The 15,836-nt window shown below is 72.7% G+C and carries 14 protein-coding genes; 9 read left to right on the forward strand and 5 right to left on the reverse strand.

Going from position 1 to position 15,836, the window contains the following annotated elements:
• Window positions 1-110: 110 nt before the first annotated feature.
• A complete protein-coding gene (locus tag Dac01nite_RS10700; RefSeq protein ID WP_203656807.1) occupies window positions 111-2,213 on the reverse strand; it encodes a hypothetical protein in 2,103 nt (700 codons plus the stop codon).
• 105 nt (window positions 2,214-2,318) lie between these two features.
• On the opposite strand from Dac01nite_RS10700, the gene Dac01nite_RS10705 reads away from it, so the two are divergent.
• Window positions 2,319-2,996: a response regulator transcription factor gene (locus Dac01nite_RS10705; protein ID WP_203656809.1), complete on the forward strand. Its 678-nt coding sequence runs from the start codon at window positions 2,319-2,321 to the stop codon at window positions 2,994-2,996.
• Between the two features lie 9 nt (window positions 2,997-3,005).
• On the forward strand, window positions 3,006-4,316 hold the full coding sequence (locus Dac01nite_RS10710; RefSeq protein ID WP_203656811.1) for a sensor histidine kinase: 1,311 nt from the start codon (window positions 3,006-3,008) through the stop codon (window positions 4,314-4,316).
• Here the strand turns inward: Dac01nite_RS10710 and Dac01nite_RS10715 are convergent.
• Entirely contained in the window at window positions 4,307-4,813 is a 507-nt protein-coding gene (locus Dac01nite_RS10715) for a GtrA family protein (RefSeq protein WP_203656813.1), read from the reverse strand. The genes Dac01nite_RS10710 and Dac01nite_RS10715 overlap by 10 nt on opposite strands.
• Before the next feature lie 34 nt (window positions 4,814-4,847).
• On the opposite strand from Dac01nite_RS10715, the gene Dac01nite_RS10720 reads away from it, so the two are divergent.
• On the forward strand, window positions 4,848-5,993 hold the full coding sequence (locus Dac01nite_RS10720; protein ID WP_203656815.1) for a 5-(carboxyamino)imidazole ribonucleotide synthase: 1,146 nt from the start codon (window positions 4,848-4,850) through the stop codon (window positions 5,991-5,993).
• Window positions 5,990-6,499: a 5-(carboxyamino)imidazole ribonucleotide mutase gene (gene purE / locus Dac01nite_RS10725; protein WP_203656817.1), complete on the forward strand. Its 510-nt coding sequence runs from the start codon at window positions 5,990-5,992 to the stop codon at window positions 6,497-6,499. Before Dac01nite_RS10720 ends, purE begins: the two co-directional genes overlap by 4 nt.
• A gap of 36 nt (window positions 6,500-6,535) precedes the next feature.
• Here purE and Dac01nite_RS10730 read toward each other — a convergent pair whose 3' ends face one another.
• Window positions 6,536-7,798: an LCP family glycopolymer transferase gene (locus Dac01nite_RS10730; protein WP_203656819.1), complete on the reverse strand. Its 1,263-nt coding sequence runs from the start codon at window positions 7,796-7,798 to the stop codon at window positions 6,536-6,538.
• A gap of 83 nt (window positions 7,799-7,881) precedes the next feature.
• Window positions 7,882-9,096 (reverse strand): LCP family protein, encoded by a 1,215-nt coding sequence (locus Dac01nite_RS10735; protein ID WP_203656821.1) that lies wholly within the window; start codon window positions 9,094-9,096, stop codon window positions 7,882-7,884.
• 104 nt (window positions 9,097-9,200) lie between these two features.
• Here Dac01nite_RS10735 and Dac01nite_RS10740 point away from each other — a divergent pair, with 104 nt between their 5' ends.
• The 4 genes from Dac01nite_RS10740 (at window position 9,201) to Dac01nite_RS10755 (ending at window position 15,021) form a co-directional block, all read left to right on the forward strand.
• Window positions 9,201-10,187 carry a glycosyltransferase family 2 protein gene (locus Dac01nite_RS10740; RefSeq protein ID WP_203656968.1) on the forward strand — a complete coding sequence of 329 codons (987 nt, stop codon included), beginning with the start codon at window positions 9,201-9,203 and terminating at the stop codon, window positions 10,185-10,187.
• Between the two features lie 80 nt (window positions 10,188-10,267).
• Window positions 10,268-10,588: a WhiB family transcriptional regulator gene (locus tag Dac01nite_RS10745; protein ID WP_275404551.1), complete on the forward strand. Its 321-nt coding sequence runs from the start codon at window positions 10,268-10,270 to the stop codon at window positions 10,586-10,588.
• Between the two features lie 24 nt (window positions 10,589-10,612).
• Window positions 10,613-13,720 (forward strand): glycosyltransferase, encoded by a 3,108-nt coding sequence (locus Dac01nite_RS10750; protein WP_203656823.1) that lies wholly within the window; start codon window positions 10,613-10,615, stop codon window positions 13,718-13,720.
• Window positions 13,720-15,021 carry a DUF5719 family protein gene (locus Dac01nite_RS10755; RefSeq protein WP_203656825.1) on the forward strand — a complete coding sequence of 434 codons (1,302 nt, stop codon included), beginning with the start codon at window positions 13,720-13,722 and terminating at the stop codon, window positions 15,019-15,021. The genes Dac01nite_RS10750 and Dac01nite_RS10755 overlap by 1 nt, the downstream gene beginning before the upstream one ends.
• Here the strand turns inward: Dac01nite_RS10755 and Dac01nite_RS10760 are convergent.
• Window positions 15,003-15,407 (reverse strand): metallopeptidase family protein, encoded by a 405-nt coding sequence (locus tag Dac01nite_RS10760; RefSeq protein WP_203656827.1) that lies wholly within the window; start codon window positions 15,405-15,407, stop codon window positions 15,003-15,005. The two genes, Dac01nite_RS10755 and Dac01nite_RS10760, sit on opposite strands and share 19 nt — an antisense overlap.
• 71 nt (window positions 15,408-15,478) lie before the next feature.
• Between Dac01nite_RS10760 and Dac01nite_RS10765 the strand changes: the two genes are divergently transcribed.
• Entirely contained in the window at window positions 15,479-15,832 is a 354-nt protein-coding gene (locus Dac01nite_RS10765; RefSeq protein WP_203656829.1) for a DUF3499 domain-containing protein, read from the forward strand.
• Window positions 15,833-15,836: the final 4 nt, after the last annotated feature.

Raw genomic sequence — 15,836 nt, forward strand, 5'->3', positions numbered from 1 at the left:
GCCGTCGCGGCCGGGTGGCTTGGTGCGCTCGTCATTCTAGGGAGACGGTCGCAACGTTTCGAACGCCTGGTGCGGTTGCTACCGAATCGTGACCTGGAGGCAGCCCGTCCTCACCGCACGCCGAGCGGCTCGACACGTCCGTCGGCGTCCACGACTCCTGCTCGCCAGCGGTAGTCGCGCTCGTAGTAGCTGCGGGGGATCCCGCCGAGCGTGTACGACGAGTGGCGCACGGACGCGTCCACGACGATGCCCGCCTCGCCCGTCCACGGGACGCTGTCCTCGCCGCGCGTGAGCACCAGCGGCGACTCGTCCCACGCGGCCGCCATCCCAGCGAGGTTCTCCGCCGACTGGGTGCTGAGCGCCAGCACGACCGGGACGTCGCACATCACCCGCAGCCCGCCGTACAGCTCGGATGTGCCCACGAGGACGATGGGACGTCCGGGGGAGAGCGCGCACAGGTCCTGGATCATGTCGCGCGCGCCGATCATCTCCCGCGTGGTGACGTTCACCGCCGAGGACACTGGCGTGGGCTGGTCAGGAGTGACCGCGATCCAGGTGGTCAGCGGGAGGCCCACCATCGCCGCCCCCGTCACGGCACGCAGCACGGCGCGCGTGCGCTCGCGGCTCGCGAGCGCCGCCAGCGCCCAGCCGCCCAGCGCTGCGGCGAGGAGGAATCCGGGCAGCGTGGCGGGCTCGAAGCGCCGGATCGCCCAGATCTGGTCCGGGATGATCGACGGCCGCACCAGGTACAGCAGGCTGGGAGCGAGGACCGCGCCCAGCGCGATCGCCCAGCCGCCGCTGCCGCGCAGCGCCCGGACGGCGGCGATGCCGAAGCCCACGACGGCGAGCACGACCAGCGGCCACGTCAGGTAGTACGCGAGCCAGCTCATGGTCGACTCCGCATAGGTGCGCGTGGCGTCGATCGGGAGTCCCTGCGCGGCTTGGAAGCTCTCGACCACGCCGTTGGCGAAGGTGTCGCCGTCGGACTCGGTGCCGCGCCGCGCGACGGTCCACAGCGGGCGCGACGCGAGCACCGTCAGCAGCGCGGCGACGGCGGTCCCGACTCCGACGGCAGCCCGCCCGCCCATCGCGGAGCGCAGGCGTGCCACGAGGCGCTCGCCCGCGGCCGATGCGGTCGCCAGGCCGATCAGCACGGTCACCAGGGCGAGGGCGACGTACGCGAGGTTCAGTGCCGTCGAGCGCTCACCGAGCCGGTCGATGTACTCGCGCGACCACACCTGGAGGGAGACGTACCCCACCCCCACCAGGAGCGCCTGCGGCAGCACGAAGGCGGCGGCCGCTCTCGCGCGCCACCCTCCGGCCGGGCCCGCCAGCACCACAGCCGCGAGCACTCCCGCGCACGCACCGATCGCGAACGCCGTCCCGTCGATGCGCACCAGCATGGTCGCTCCACTGGCGAGGCCGCCCGCCGCCAGGAGCGCGAGCGAGCGCTGCTCGATCCCGCGCCAGGCCCACAGCAGGCCGGCGATCACGAGCACCAGGGTGAGCGGCTCGGTGTACGCAGGGCGCGACAGCCCGATGTGCGACACCGTGAGGGCGAGAGCGCCCGCGGGCGCGAGCGCTGCGTACGGGCCCAGGAAGCGCCTCGCAGCGGCGTAGACGGCGAGGATCCCGATGGCGCCCACGACCACGTTGGCCGCGAGCACCCCCGTGTCGCCGGCGACCCACCCCCCGATCGCGATGGTCGCGGGCAGCATCTTCGCGCCCTGGGGTTGGATCACGTCGCCGCGCAGGTTCCAGGCCTCGGAGGCGTCCGGCAGGCTCTGGGCCCCCGCGGCGGCGGCCTCGACCGCTCCCGCCGCCGGGATGTCCGTGCTGGCATGGTCCACCAGCCACAGTCCCGAGAGCGTGAGGAAGCCGGGGTCCCGGACCACCAGCAGGTACTCCGCCGCGAGCGCGAAGCCGAGGAGCGTCCACGCAGCCGTGCCGATGACGGCGACGGCGGCCCCTCGCGCCTCAGCGATCGTGGTCGACGGCGCGGGCGCGAGTGGACGCCATGCGACCACGGCGATCCCGAGCGCCAGCGGCAGCACGGTCCACCAGTGGTGCAGGGACGCCGTGACGGCGATGCCGGCGGCGAGGCTCAGGGACACTCCCACCAGGACCAGGCGCTCGGGTGCGGCGGCCAGCGCGCTCCCAGCACGGCCGATGCGCGGCTCCGTCGCTCGGGCGTCGGAAGGGGAGGGCGTCACAGCGCACCAGGGTAGTCCCGAGGCGCCCAGCCGTCACAGGGTCCGTGTCCGGCGACGCGCCTCGGTCGACATTGCAAAGTGGGGCGGCGCCGGTAGTGTGGCCCCATGACGCGAATTGTCTTGGTCGAAGATGACCCGACCATTTCAGAACCCTTGACCCGCGCTTTGGGTCGCGAAGGCTACGACGTCGAGTGGCACGGCAACGGCATGGGCGGTGTGGGCGCCGCCGACGAGGCGGACCTGGTCATCCTCGACCTGGGCCTTCCTGACATCGACGGCGTGGACGTCGCGCGACGCATCCGCGACAAGGGCCTGCAGGTGCCGATCCTCATGCTCACGGCCCGAGCGGACGAGGTCGACCTGGTCGTGGGCCTCGACGCGGGCGCCGACGACTACGTCACCAAGCCGTTCCGCCTCGCCGAGCTGCTCGCGCGTGTGCGCGCGCTCCTGCGCAGGCGCGTGGCGGAGGACGGGGGCGCGGAGATGTCGGTGCGCGGCGTGCGCGTCGACGTGGCAGGCCACCGTGCGTTCGTCGACGACCGCGAGCTGCAGCTCAGCGGCAAGGAGTTCGACCTGCTGCACCTGCTGGTCGCCAACGCCGGTTCCGTGGTCTCGCGCGACACGCTCATGCGCGAGGTGTGGGACGCGGACGCCGGCGCCCCCTCCAAGACGCTGGACATGCACGTGTCGTGGCTGCGCCGCAAGCTCGGCGACGACGCCTCGGACCCCACCTACATCACCACCGTGCGGGGCATGGGCTTCCGGTTCGAGAACGACGAGTAGGCGCAGGCGATGCGTCGCCGGGTCCTGCAGGCCACCATCTCCGCTCTCGCGGTCGCGGTCATCCTGCTGGGCATCCCGCTGGGATTCTTCTCCGCGCAGCTGGTCCGCGATGATGCGCTGCGCGACCTCGACCTGCGCACCGGCACCGCCGCTCGCGCGCTCGACGTGCGCTATCGCGCCGGGGAGACCATCACCGAGGACAACCTCTCCTCGTACGTGAGCTCGGCCCCCGGGGCCGGCTCGTACATCTACGTGCAGCTGCCGGACGGCACCGAGCTGACCGCGGGAACCGAGCCCGCATCGGCCTTCTCCGACTCGACCGTGACCGAATCCGGCCTCGTGGTGGTCATGTCCGTGTCGTGGTGGGACGTGTTCTGGCAGGCGGCTCGCTACGTGGGCCTGGTGATCGTGCTGGGCACCATCGCCGTGGGCGCCGGGGTGGCGATCGCGATCTGGCAGGCGAACCGGCTCACGGCACCGCTCGTGTACCTCGCGGCCAGCGCCGAGCAGCTGGGCACGGGCCAGGTGCGCCCGCGCATCGACCGCTCCGGCATCGAGGAGATCGACCAGGTCGCGGACGAGCTGGCCCGCAGTGCGGACCGCATGGCAGCTCGTCTGGCGGCCGAGCGGCAGTTCGCGTCCGACGCCTCGCACCAGCTGCGCACGCCGCTGACCGCCCTCACCATGCGGCTCGAGGAGATCGCCGTGACCACCACGCAGGACGAGGTGCGCGAGGAGGCCGACAAGTCCCTCGAGCAGGTCGAGCGCCTCGTGGGCGTGGTCGACGACCTGCTGGGCCGCTCTCGTCGCGCCCTGGGCTCCGGCACGGAGCTGGTGGTGCTGCGAGACGTGCTGGACCAGCAGCGAGAGGAGTGGGCCCAGGCCTTCGTGGGGGCGGGCCGTCGCCTGGTCATCCACGACACGGATGCCACGGTGTTCGCCACGCCCGGCGGGCTCGCGCAGGTGCTCGCCACGCTGATCGAGAACTCGCTGCACCACGGTGGGGGCACCACCTCCGTCACGACCCGCGAGTCCGGCACCAATCACGCGATCGTGATCGAGGTGAGGGACGAGGGGGAGGGCGTGCCGGAGGAGATCGCGCCCCGCATCTTCGAGCGCGAGGTCACCAGCGGCAAGGGAACTGGACTGGGACTCGCGCTGGCGCGTGACCTCGTCACCGCCGACGGTGGCCGCCTCGAGCTCGCGCACCGCGTCCCGGCCTCGTTCGCCGTGTTCCTGCAGGGGGTGCCCCACATGGTGGACCTCGACACGGTGGTCCCGCATTCGGGGACCGTGCCGCAGCGACGCCGTCAGCGCTGAGCGCCCGCCTCGGGCCCCTCGGCGGCGCGCGCAGCCTCTCGCGCAGCGGGATCGTCCTCGAACACGAAGACCGCGTAGCCCGCGTAGCGGGCGATGGTTCCCACGCCGATCCCGATGATCGACGCGACGTTGTCCGCGAGGAGGCTCGTCAGGCCCAGTCCGTGATGACTGATCGCCACGACGGCCGCCTCGAGCGCCAATGCCACCGCGTTGACGGCTCCGAACAGCACCACCTCGCGAGCAGGCCGGTGGCGGCTGCCCCCGCGGAACGTCCACCCGCGGTGCGCCCACCAGGCGAAGGCGATCGACACGAGGGTCGCGATCACCTTCGCGGTCACGACGCGGTCGTCGTCGCCGGCGACCTCGGCACCCGGCGCCAACGGTCCCGCGCGCAGGAGATTGAACACCGCGAGATTGACCACCACGCCGGTGATGCCGACCGCGCCGAAGCGCGCGAGCTGTCCCGCCCGCTGCCTGGCCCACGTCGCTGCGCTCACGAGCGACGAGCCTAGTCGCCGGTAGGGTTCTGGCATGACCTCCCCCATCGTCGCCGTCATCGGCGGAGGCCAGCTGGCGCGAATGATGACGCCTGCCGCCACCGCGCTCGGCATCACCCTGCGCATCCTCGTCGAGTCCGACGAGGCGAGCGCCGCCGCCGCGGCCCACGAGACCGTCGTGGGCCTGCCCACGGACCCCGACGCGGTGCAGCGCGTGCTCGCGTCGCCCCGGCCCGACGTCGTCACCTGGGAGCACGAGCACATCCCCGCGGAGGTGTTCGAGGCGTGCGAGGCCGCAGGCGTGCCCGCCCGCCCTGGCCTGGGGGCGCTGCGGTTCGCGCAGGACAAGATCGAGATGCGTCGCCGCATGGACCAGCTGGGGCTGCCCAACCCCGCATGGCGGGAGGTCGCGACGCTCGCTGACATCGAGGAGTTCCTCGCGGCGCACGGTGGCGAGGCCGTGCTCAAGACGGCGCGTGGCGGCTACGACGGCAAGGGCGTGCGAGTGATCAGCGACGCGGCCGATGCGCGCGACTGGATCGAGTCCGCCGCGGACGGCGGCCCCCGCCTGCTGGTCGAGCAGAAGGTGCCGTTCGTGCGGGAGCTCGCGGTGCAGATCGCTCGCCGTCCCAGCGGGGATGCCCGCGCGTGGCCGGTCGTGGAGTCGATCCAGCGCGACGGCGTGTGCTCCGAGGTGACCGCTCCGGCTCCGGGACTCGATCCGACGCTAGCGCGCCAGGCGGAGGGCATCGCCCGCACCATCGCGGCGGAGCTCGACGTCACCGGAGCGCTCGCGGTCGAGCTCTTCGAGACGGCCGAGGGACTGGTGATCAACGAGCTCGCGATGCGTCCCCACAACTCCGGGCACTGGACCATCGACGGCTCCGTCACGAGCCAGTTCGAGCAGCACCTGCGCGCGGTGCTCGACCTGCCGTTGGGCGACACGTCCGCGACCGCGCCGTGGACCGTCATGGCCAACGTGCTGGGCGGTGCCCGCACGGACCTGCCGTCTGCGCTGGCGGAGACGGCGGACCCGGGCGCCAAGGTGCATCTGTACGGCAAGGGCGTGCGTCCGGGTCGCAAGGTGGGTCACGTCACCGTGAGCGGGGACGAGGCGGAGAGCACCTATGCGAGGGCAGTCGCCGCCGCGGCTATCGTGAGGGACGGAGGTGCGGCATGACTGAGACGCCCGTGGTGGGGATCGTGATGGGATCCGACTCGGATTGGCCGGTGATGCGCGCGGCCGCCGAGGCGCTCGCGGAGTTCGGCGTGCCGTACGAGAAGGACGTCGTGTCCGCGCACCGCATGCCGGACGAGATGATCGCGTACGGTCGCGACGCCGCCGCGCGGGGGATCCGGGTGATCATCGCCGGCGCCGGGGGAGCGGCTCACCTGCCGGGAATGCTCGCCGCGGTGACATCCCTGCCCGTGATCGGCGTTCCGGTGCCGCTCAAGCACCTCGACGGCATGGACTCGTTGCTGTCGATCGTCCAGATGCCGGCGGGCGTCCCTGTCGCCACGGTGTCGATCGGCGGCGCGCGCAATGCCGGGCTGCTGGCCGTGCGGATCCTGGGAGCCGGCCACGACGCTGAGGCAGCGGAGCTGCGCGCGAGCATGGATCGCTTCCGGGACGACCTCAGGAAGGTCGCCTACGCCAAGGCGGAGGCGCTCCGCCAGGAGGACTGAGCGCGCGCATCGGCCGCGCGCACTGCAGGCGGCGGGCTACGGCACCTCGCACGAGGCGAGGATCTCCGCCTGCGTCTCCCGCAGCGGCTCCGTCGCGGTGGGAGACGGCACGGGCGTCGAGGACGGCGTCGCGCTGATGGTCGGCGCAGCCGACGGCTCGCCCGACGGGTCTGCGCTCGGCGTCTGCGACGGCTCGGCCTCAGGCTCCTCGCCAGGCAGGGGCACGTCGTCGACGATGCTCTGGAACATCTGCTGAGCCTCGTACTCGTTCATCACCACGTCGCCCGAGCCATCGCCCGCGTACGACCACGGCACCGTGGTGAACGTCAGGTTCGAGGTGTCGAAGCCACGGAGGTGGTACGCCAGCCCCGCGAGATTCGTGATCGAGCCCAGCTGAGGATCGAGGGTGAGCGACTCGGCTCCCGCGCGCATGAACTGCGTGAGCTCGGGAACGTCCGTGAGCAGGTTCATGCCGAGCGCCTTGCGCGCGGTGTTCGTCAGCAGCTCGTGCTGGCGATCGATGCGCATGAGGTCCGTGCCGTCGCCCAGCCCGACGCCGGTGCGGGCGCGTGCGAACGCGAGCGCGGTGGTGCCGTCGAGGACCTGGGGGCCCGCCTCGAGCTCGAGGTTCGCCTTCGACGAGCTCATGTCCTGCGGGATGCACATGGGAACTCCATCGAGGGCATCGATCATGCCGATGAAGCCTGCGAAGTCGATCACCACGTAGTGGTTGTTGAACTCGATGCCAGTGAAGTCGGTCACGGTCCGCATCGCGCAGGCGGCCGCCTCCGCACGATCGCCGTTGACGCCACCGTTGGCGAAGGCGATGTTGAACTTGCCGGTCCATCCGGGCACCACGGAGCCGTCGAACAGCTGACAGTCCGAGATCCGCACCCGCAGGTCGCGGGGGATCGACATGACGTCGATCCGCGTGCGGTCACCGCTGATGTGCATCACCATGGTGGTGTCGCCGCGCATGCCGTCCGTCACGAAGCCACCGATGTTGCCGTTCTGCCCGTTGCGCTCGTCGGAGCCGATCAGCAGGATGTTGATGGGCTCGCCGGCGGCGAAGTCCGTGGGCTCCGCAGCCTCCTGCGGCTCGCCCTCGGCGTTCGTGGGCGCCGTCAGCGCGCCGATGTCCTGCCGGTCCAGGGCGCCCTGCGCGAGCAGCGCGTAGCTGGCGCCCGCGACCACGGTGAAGCCGAGGATCGCAGCGACCGCTGTGCCCATCACCGTCAGAGCGCGATGGCGCGGCGCGTGCGAGGCGTGGCGCGCAAGGGCGCGGCGGCGTGACGCCATTCATTCCTCCGTGAGCGGCTGTGGGGTGAGGCTGAGGACAGGGTACCGGCCGGGTAACGATTAGGTGACGGGGAGCGTTCCCGTCAGTTGCGGCACAGAGCGAGGATGTCCTCGACCGACTCCGGCTCGCCAGCGTCCGCAGCGTCATCCGAGGCGGCGTCGGGCGCGGGGGTTGCCGTCGCCTCCTCGGTCGGCTCGGCCAGGCCGTCATCCCACTCGGAGGTGGAGTCGCCCTGTGCCGCCACCGACAGCGGACGGTCATGACGCAGGTCGTCGAGCATCAGCTCGGCGTCCGCCGTCATCACGACGTTCAGCCGGTCGTCGGTGTACTCCCACGGGATCGTCGCGAAGGTGAGGTCCTCGGGTCGCAGGCCGCGCAGGTCGTAGGCCAGCGCGCCCAGATATGACAGCGAGCCCAGCTCGTCGTCCGTGGTGAGCGACTCGGCCCCGGCGCGCACGAACCGCGTCACGGCTGCGGCATCGGCGAAGAGGTTCTGCGAGCGCGCGGTCCGCACGGTCTGCTCGAGCAGCTGCTGCTGGCGCTGGATGCGCTGCAGGTCGGAGCCGGAGACGTCACCGACCTCCGCAGTCCGCAGCCGCGCGTAGTTGAGCGCGGTGACGCCGTCGAACACCTGCGGCCCCGGCTCCAGGTCGAGGTGAGCCTTGGAGGACACGATGCGCTCGGGGACGCACATGGGGATGCCGCCCAGCGCATCGACCATGTCGATGAAGCCCGTGAAGTCCACCACCGCGAAGTGATCGATGCGCAGGTCGAACTGGTCGTGCACCGTGTTGATCACGCACGCCGCGGCCTCCGCGGCGTCTCCGCCGGAGCCGCCGTTCGAGAAGGCGACGTTGAAGTCGCCGTAGCCGCCACCGACGCGTGTGCCGTCGTAGAGCGTGCAGTCCGAGATCTCGACCTGGAGGTCGCGGGGGATCGAGACGATCTGCGCACGCTCGCGGTCGCCGGACAGGTGCACGATGATCGTGGTGTCGTTGCGCATGCCGTCCGCGACGCGGCCGCCGATGTCGCCGTTCTCGCCCGTGCGGACGTCCGAGCCCATGAGCAGGAGGTTGAGCGGCTGACCGTCCGTGTGCTCGACGGGGGTGTCGGGGGACGTGCTGACCAGCGAGTCGATGTCCGCGGCGGTGATCGATGCGCTCACCGAGCTGGCGAGCGACTGGGCGAACACGATCGCGAAGCCGAGCGCCGCCGCGACCGCCACCGCAAGGATGCGGCCGATGGACTGCGAGCGAGCACGGCTGCCGTGGCGTACCGGCGCTGCGCCTCGTGTCACACCCGCTCCTTCCGCGTCAACGCACCAGTGTAGGGGGACCGCGCCGTGCCGCCCTGGAGCCCGGACCGCGGCCCTGTCGGGATAGTCTGCGAGGCGTGATCGACATGCCCGCCCTCCCCGAGCTTCCGCCCGTGAGCGTCGTGATGCCGGTGAGGAACGAGGCGCGCGCGCTCGAGGACGCCGTGCGCGCGGTCCTGGAGACGGGATACGCAGGGGACGTCGAGGTGGTCATCGCCGTGGGGCCGTCGACTGACGGCACCGAGGACATCGCCGCGTCTCTCGCTCGCGATCCCCGGGTCACCGTTGTCGACAACCCGAGCGGGCGGACGCCGCAGGCGCTCAACCTCGCCATCGCCGCTTCGTCGCACGATGTCGTGGTGCGCATGGACGGCCATGCGCACATGCCGACCGGCTACCTCGCGCTGGCCGTCGATGCGCTCCGACGCACGGGAGCGGCCAACGTGGGCGGGCGCATGGTGCCGACGGCCACGGAGCCGTTCGCGCAGGCGGTGGCAGTCGCGATGGCCTCGCGCGTGGGCCTCGGCGGCGCCGGCCACCGCCAAGGGGGCGTCGAAGGGCCCGCGGACTCGGTCTATCTGGGCTCGTTCAGACGCGCCGCCCTGGCGGACGTGGAGGGCTACGACGAGCACTTCGTGCGCGCGCAGGACTGGGAGCTCAACCGACGGCTGCGCGAGGCCGGCCACGAGGTGTGGTTCGTGCCGGACATGGCAGTGCCGTACACGCCGCGCAGCACCTGGCGGGCGCTCGCGCGGCAGTTCTTCACCTCCGGGCAATGGCGCCGCGAGGTGGTGCGACGCCATCCGGGGACGCGCTCCGCGCGCTATCTCGCGGCCCCGGTCGCGACCGTGGCCGTCGCGATCTCCCTCATTTCTGGGACTGTTCTCGCGGTCGCCGGGAGCGCCTGGGCGCTGCTGGCATTCGCCCCAGCAGCGGCGTACTTCGTGGGCGTCCTCGGTGCATCGGCCCTGCTGCTTCCCCGTACGGGGGTGCCAGCGGCCCTGCGCATGCCCCTCGTGCTGCCGACCATGCACCTGGCGTGGGGCCTGGGCTTCCTGCGAGGCGTGCGCTAGTCTCGGCTTGACGCATAGGGATAACAACGGTGTAATTCCTACAAGCAGGATCTCCTGCTGTGGCGATCGGAGGACGGCCCATGTGGAATATCTACGGTGGCGCAGTGCCCTCGGACGCGGACAAGCCGGCGCCAACCCTGGCCGCTGTGGTCGACATCTTCGACGCCGTCGAGGACGACGGACCGCTGTCGTGGCAGGAGCGTGCGCTGTGCGCTCAGACAGACCCCGAGGCCTTCTTCCCTGAGAAGGGCGGGTCCACCCGCGAGGCCAAGAAGGTGTGCGCGTCGTGCGACGTGCGATCCGAGTGCCTCGACTACGCGCTCGCGAACGACGAGCGCTTCGGCATCTGGGGTGGGCTGTCGGAGCGCGAGCGGCGCAAGCTCAAGCGCCGCGCTGTCTGACCGGCTGGCCTGCGTGGGGACGGCATGAGTCCCGCGCGCATCATCGTGCGCGCGGTGATGGTCACGGACGGCCGCTCTCCTCACCTCGCGGCCGCCCTCGACGCCGTCCTGTCCCAGGACCCCGCGCCCGATGCGGTGCATCTCGCGCTCGTCGCTGATCTCGATCCGCCCGCAGCCGGCTGGGACCCGCGCGTGGAGGTTCAGCGCGTGGACGCCCCTGACTACGGAGCGGCCGTCCAGCAGATCCTCGACCAGCACGAGGGCGACGGCTCCGAGCTGATCTGGCTTCTCCACGACGACATGGCGCCGATGCCGGGCTCGCTCGCCGCGCTCACGGCCACCGCGCGCAAGCGCCAGCTCGCCGGAGTCGTGGGAGCGGCGCAGGTGCAGTGGGACGCCCCCGACCGTCTGGTGGGGCTCGGCACCACGACCACCAGGGTCGGTGCCCGTCGCATCGGACTGGTCGAGCGCGACGACGTCGATCAGGGCCAGTACGCCGAGCGCGACGACGTGCTCGCGGTGTCCCTCGGCGGCGCGCTGGTGCGTCGTGAGCTGTGGGATGTCCTCGGAGCGCCCCAGGCGGACCCCGAGGGGTGGACGGCGAGTCTCGACTACTGCCGCCGCGCGTGGCGCGCAGGGTTCGATGTGGTCGCCGTTCCCCACGCCCGGATTCGCCACAGCCAGGAGAGGCTCTACGGCCGCCGTGACGGCGCTGGCGGGGGACGCCGTGCGACGTACGGGACGCGGCGCGCGGCCGAATGGTTCCACGCGTGCGTCTACGCCCCGTGGTGGGCGCCGCCGTTCCTCGTCCTCTGGGCGATCCTCGCCAGCCTCGCGCGAGCGGTGCTCCGCATCGCTCAGAACGAGCCGCGCCTGCTGATCGCGGACCTGCTGGTGCCGTGGCGGCTGCTGGGTCTGCTCCTTCGCCTCCCGTCGGCCCGCGCCCGTGCTCGGCGCGCAGGGCGGTCGACGGCCGCCGAGCTCCGCCTGCTCGCCGGCCCCCGGCAGGTGGCCCGGCATGTCCGTGCGCTCGAGTGGGGTGCGCGCAGCCGCATCGCGGCTCGCCAGGCCCCGAGCGATGCCGTGCGCGCCGAGCTGGCAGGCCTGGCCACGCGGCGTCGCCTCGCGCTCGCCACCCTCGCGCTCGCGCTCGTCTCCCTCAGCGTGTCGCTCCACCCCTCGTGGCTGCCCGGCCTGGTGCGAGGTCAGATGCTCACCGGGTCGATCCTGGGGGTCACCGACACGAGCCTGGGCGTCCTGTGGGATCGAGCGCTCACGGGCTGGAGCGACCAGGCGTTCGGTGCCCCGGCCATCGACGGCGGACTTGCGACGCTCCTGCTTCCCTTCGCTGCGGCGCCGGGAGGGCTCGCCGTGTGGCTGGGAGCCTTCCTGCTGCTCGCGCCGCTGCTCGCCGGGCTCACGGCGTGGGCGGCGACCGGCGCGTTCACGAGGTCGCTCTGGGCGCGAGGACTCGCCGCTGCGGCCTACGCGCTGTGGCCCATCGCCCTCGAGTCCGCCGCCGCCGGTCGCGTGGGCGCGGTGATCGTCCACGTCGTGGCCCCTCTCGCCGTGCTGGGACTCGTTCGAGCGGGCGGCTGGCATCGGCCGGAGTCGCTCAGCGACGGCGCCCAGCACCCGCCTGCCGTGCGCGCCTCGCGCAGCGCCGCGATGGGCGCCGCGGCCGCCCTGGCCATCGTCGTCATGGCCTCTCCAGTGCTGCTGGTGCTCGTGCTCGTCGTGGTCGCCATCGCTGGCACGGCAGCGGGTCGGGCGCGGTGGCGGGTGTGGGGGGCCGCGCTGCCCCCGCTCGCCGTGTCCGGAGCCTCGCTCGCGGCAGCGCTGGGCACGGGTCTCGCCTCTGGCCAGGCCTGGGCGATCCTCGCGCGCGAGCCTGGGCCGTCCGGCCAGGCCGAGGCGCTCTCGGCTGCAGATCTGCTGCTGGGAGGGATCGGCGAGACGGGGAGCGTGCCCGCGCCGTTCGTCTGGGCGCTGCGTGCCCTGCCTGTCCTCATGCTCGCGGCCGCGGTCGCCGGAGCGCTCGTGGGTCGCCGGCGGTGGCTGAGCGCAGGCGCGCTCGGCTCCGTCGCGGTGGCGGTGCTCGCCGCGACCGCCGTCCAGGGACTCACCCTCTCACCCGACGCCGGTGCCGACTCCCCGGCCCCATCGGGGTGGTACGGCTCCGCGATGAGCATCGCGGCGCTCGGGTCGATCGTGGTCGCCGCGGCCGCGTGGCGGCCGCATGCCGCCGATCGCCCCGGCGGCATGCGACGCGCGACCGCCGTCGTGGCGATCATCGTCGTCGCGGGCGCGGCGGTGGGATCTGCCGCGGCGCAGGTGTGGCCCGGACGCGCAGCGCTCGGCGACGTCTCACCGGCGGACGCGGATGTGCTGCCCTTGGTCGCTGCCCTCGAGCAGGGCACGGATCAACGTCAACGCGTGCTGGTGCTCGACTCGGACCCGGACGGAGTGGTCTTTGCCGTGCTGGGCACCGACGGCGCCGATGCCGTGTCCACGGCGGGCACGCTGCTGGACTCGGGACAGGCGGCGGTGCGCGGACCGGACTCGCCGCCGTTGCCAGGACCCGCCTCGCTCAGCGACGCGGTCGCCGCCCTCGTCGCGGGACGCGACGAGGGCATCGACGCGCTCGCCCAGTGGGGAATCGGAGTCCTCGTGGCCGCGCCGGGCGCGGACGGCATCGCGGACGTGCTCGCGCAGAGCCCCGACCTGCGGCTCATGGGAGCGGCGGATCGTGGAACGTCATGGCGAGTGGGCGCCGCGGAGGGTGACGCACGGGTCAGCCGTGCCACGTTCGTGGGTCCGGACACTGTCCCGGTCTCCGTCCCGATGGGCAGGACCGCGGCCGACTGGCAGGCCCCGGCCGCCGGAACGCTCGTGATCGCGGAGGCCGCGGACGATGCCTGGACCGCCACACTCGACGGGGCGCCGCTCGCCGGCACCGGCGACGAGCTGGGGCGGCAGGTGTTCTCTGTGCCCGAGGCTGGGCACGTGCACGTCCAGTACGACGACCGCACCTATCGCGTGTGGTTCTGGGCAGGCGTCGTGACGGTCGCGTGGTCGCTCGTCGCGGCGATCCCGGTGCCGTCGCGCCGCGCCCGTGAGGAGGACTCCTGATGATCCGCATGGTCGCCACCGCGGTGGCTCTGGCCTGCGTGCTCGGCGCAGCGACGCTCGCGGCGCCAGAGCCCGGAGGCGAGGGCGGTGCGACCGCGGTGGTGCCCATCGCTCCCGTCCGGCAGCCGCTGGCGTGCCCGGGCCCTCTCGAGATTCCCGTCGGAGCGATCTCATCAGGGGACGAGGTGCTCGACTCGGGTTCAGCGGACGTGACCTACGACGTCACTCCGACTGGACGCCCCGTGGGCGCAGGCGTCGCCGTGGATGCGCCGCAGGCGGTGAGCGTGGAGCGCGTGGGCACGGGCGACATCGCCGGGCTCGCCGGCGTAGGCTGCACCCCGCCGGCTCAGGACCAGTGGCTGGTGGGCGGCTCCACGGCACTCGGCGCCAGCGCACGACTCGTGCTCACCAACCCCACCGCATCGGCCGTCCGTGCGCGGGTGCAGATCTACGGACCGGGCGGACTCGCGGAGCAGGACGCCTCGGTGCTGCTGGGCCCCGACAGCCAGGGCACGCTCCTGCTCGAGTCGATCGCTCCCGAGGTGACGGCCACCGCGGTGCACATCCGTGCGGAAGGCGTCGGTGTGAGCGCTGCGCTGCAGGACTCGCGGCTCGACGGCTTCACGGCGGCCGGGACGGACTGGGTGTCCCCGGTGGAGCCGGCCACGTCGCTCGCGATCCCCGTCGCCGGCGCGTCGACCGATGATGCGCCGGCCTCCGTGTCGCTGATGGCCCCCGACGGCGCGGAGGTCACGCTCGCGCTCGTGACGGAGGACGGCCCGCAGCCGTGGCTGGGCGACGAGGCGGTGGTCCTCGAGCCCGGTGTCGTGACCGAGATCCAGGTGCCTGTGGCCGCACTCGCGGCGATCCAGATCGAGGCCACCGCGCCCGTGGTCGCCGGGGCTCGTGTGCTGGTGGCGCGCGACGCACCCCTCGACGATGGCTCGCTGGCGTTCGATCATGCGTGGACGGGCGGCCAGGACGTGAGCGAGACGCGCAGCCGCGCCCTGGTGGTGCCCGACGCGGACGTGACGCTGGTCGCGACCTCTCCCGCTGGCGGCACCTTCACGGCTGAGATCGACGGCGAGACGGTGTCCGTGGACCTCGGCGCTGGTGTGCTGGCGTCGCTGCCGGGCTCCTGGGAGCCCGGGACGGTCATCACGAGCTCCCACGCTGCCGCGTGGGCGCTGCTCGTGACGGACGCCGACGCGGGCTTCATCACCACCGTGGAGCCGGTGGTGACCGAGCTCGACGGACGGGACGTCACGGTGACCGTCGGCAGCTACCCGCTCGTGCCGTAGTCCGGATCCACGTCCTCGGGAGCACGCCCCACCACCGCCGCCACCTGCTCGGCCAGCACGTCGCGCACCAGCGATCGCACGTGCCCGTCCTCGACGCGCAGCTCGATGGGTCGCCGGTACAGCACCACGCGGGTGGGCTGCCCCAGCTCGGACGGGAACACGCGTCCCAGCGGCACCCCGTCCTCCCAGGGAGTCGGGTCCGAGGGCGGCACATCCTCCGACGCGAAGTCGATGCGGCCCCACGCCCGTCCCCAGCGCGGCTCCAGACGCTCGGCGGCGTCGCGCACCTCGTCGTCGAAGACCTCGGCTCGGGTCCGGTAGGCGGGAGCGTCGTACGGAAGGAGGGGTCGGCGCAGCCCGCGCTCGTGCCGGTCCCTGCGTCTCATGCCGCCCACGCTACCCGCGCATCGGCGTGGCACTCGGGTACGACCCGTCCGCGAGGGTAGCGTCCGGAGGCGTGAAGTCGACGCGTCAGTGCTCTCGCACCATCTGTGACCGCCCCGCTGCGGCGACGCTCACCTACGTCTACGCGGACTCGACCGTGGTGGTCGGTCAGCTCGCCGCCCAGGCCGAGCCCCACAGCTACGACCTGTGCGCCCTGCACGCCGAGCGCTTCTCCGCGCCGCGCGGCTGGGACGTGGTCCACATCCACCAGGAGTTCGTCGACTCGGGCCCGTCTCCGGACGATCTCGACGCGCTCGCACGTGCCGTTCGCGAAGCGGGACGACCGCGTGTGGCCGCCGTGCCCCCGCCGCCGCTGGCATCCGAGCCGCGCCGCGGACATCTGAGGGTCGTCTCAGGAGACGCCTGACGCT

It is taken from the genome of Demequina activiva (assembly GCF_016862815.1).
In the GTDB taxonomy this organism is placed as follows: Bacteria; Actinomycetota; Actinomycetes; order Actinomycetales; family Demequinaceae; genus Demequina; species Demequina activiva.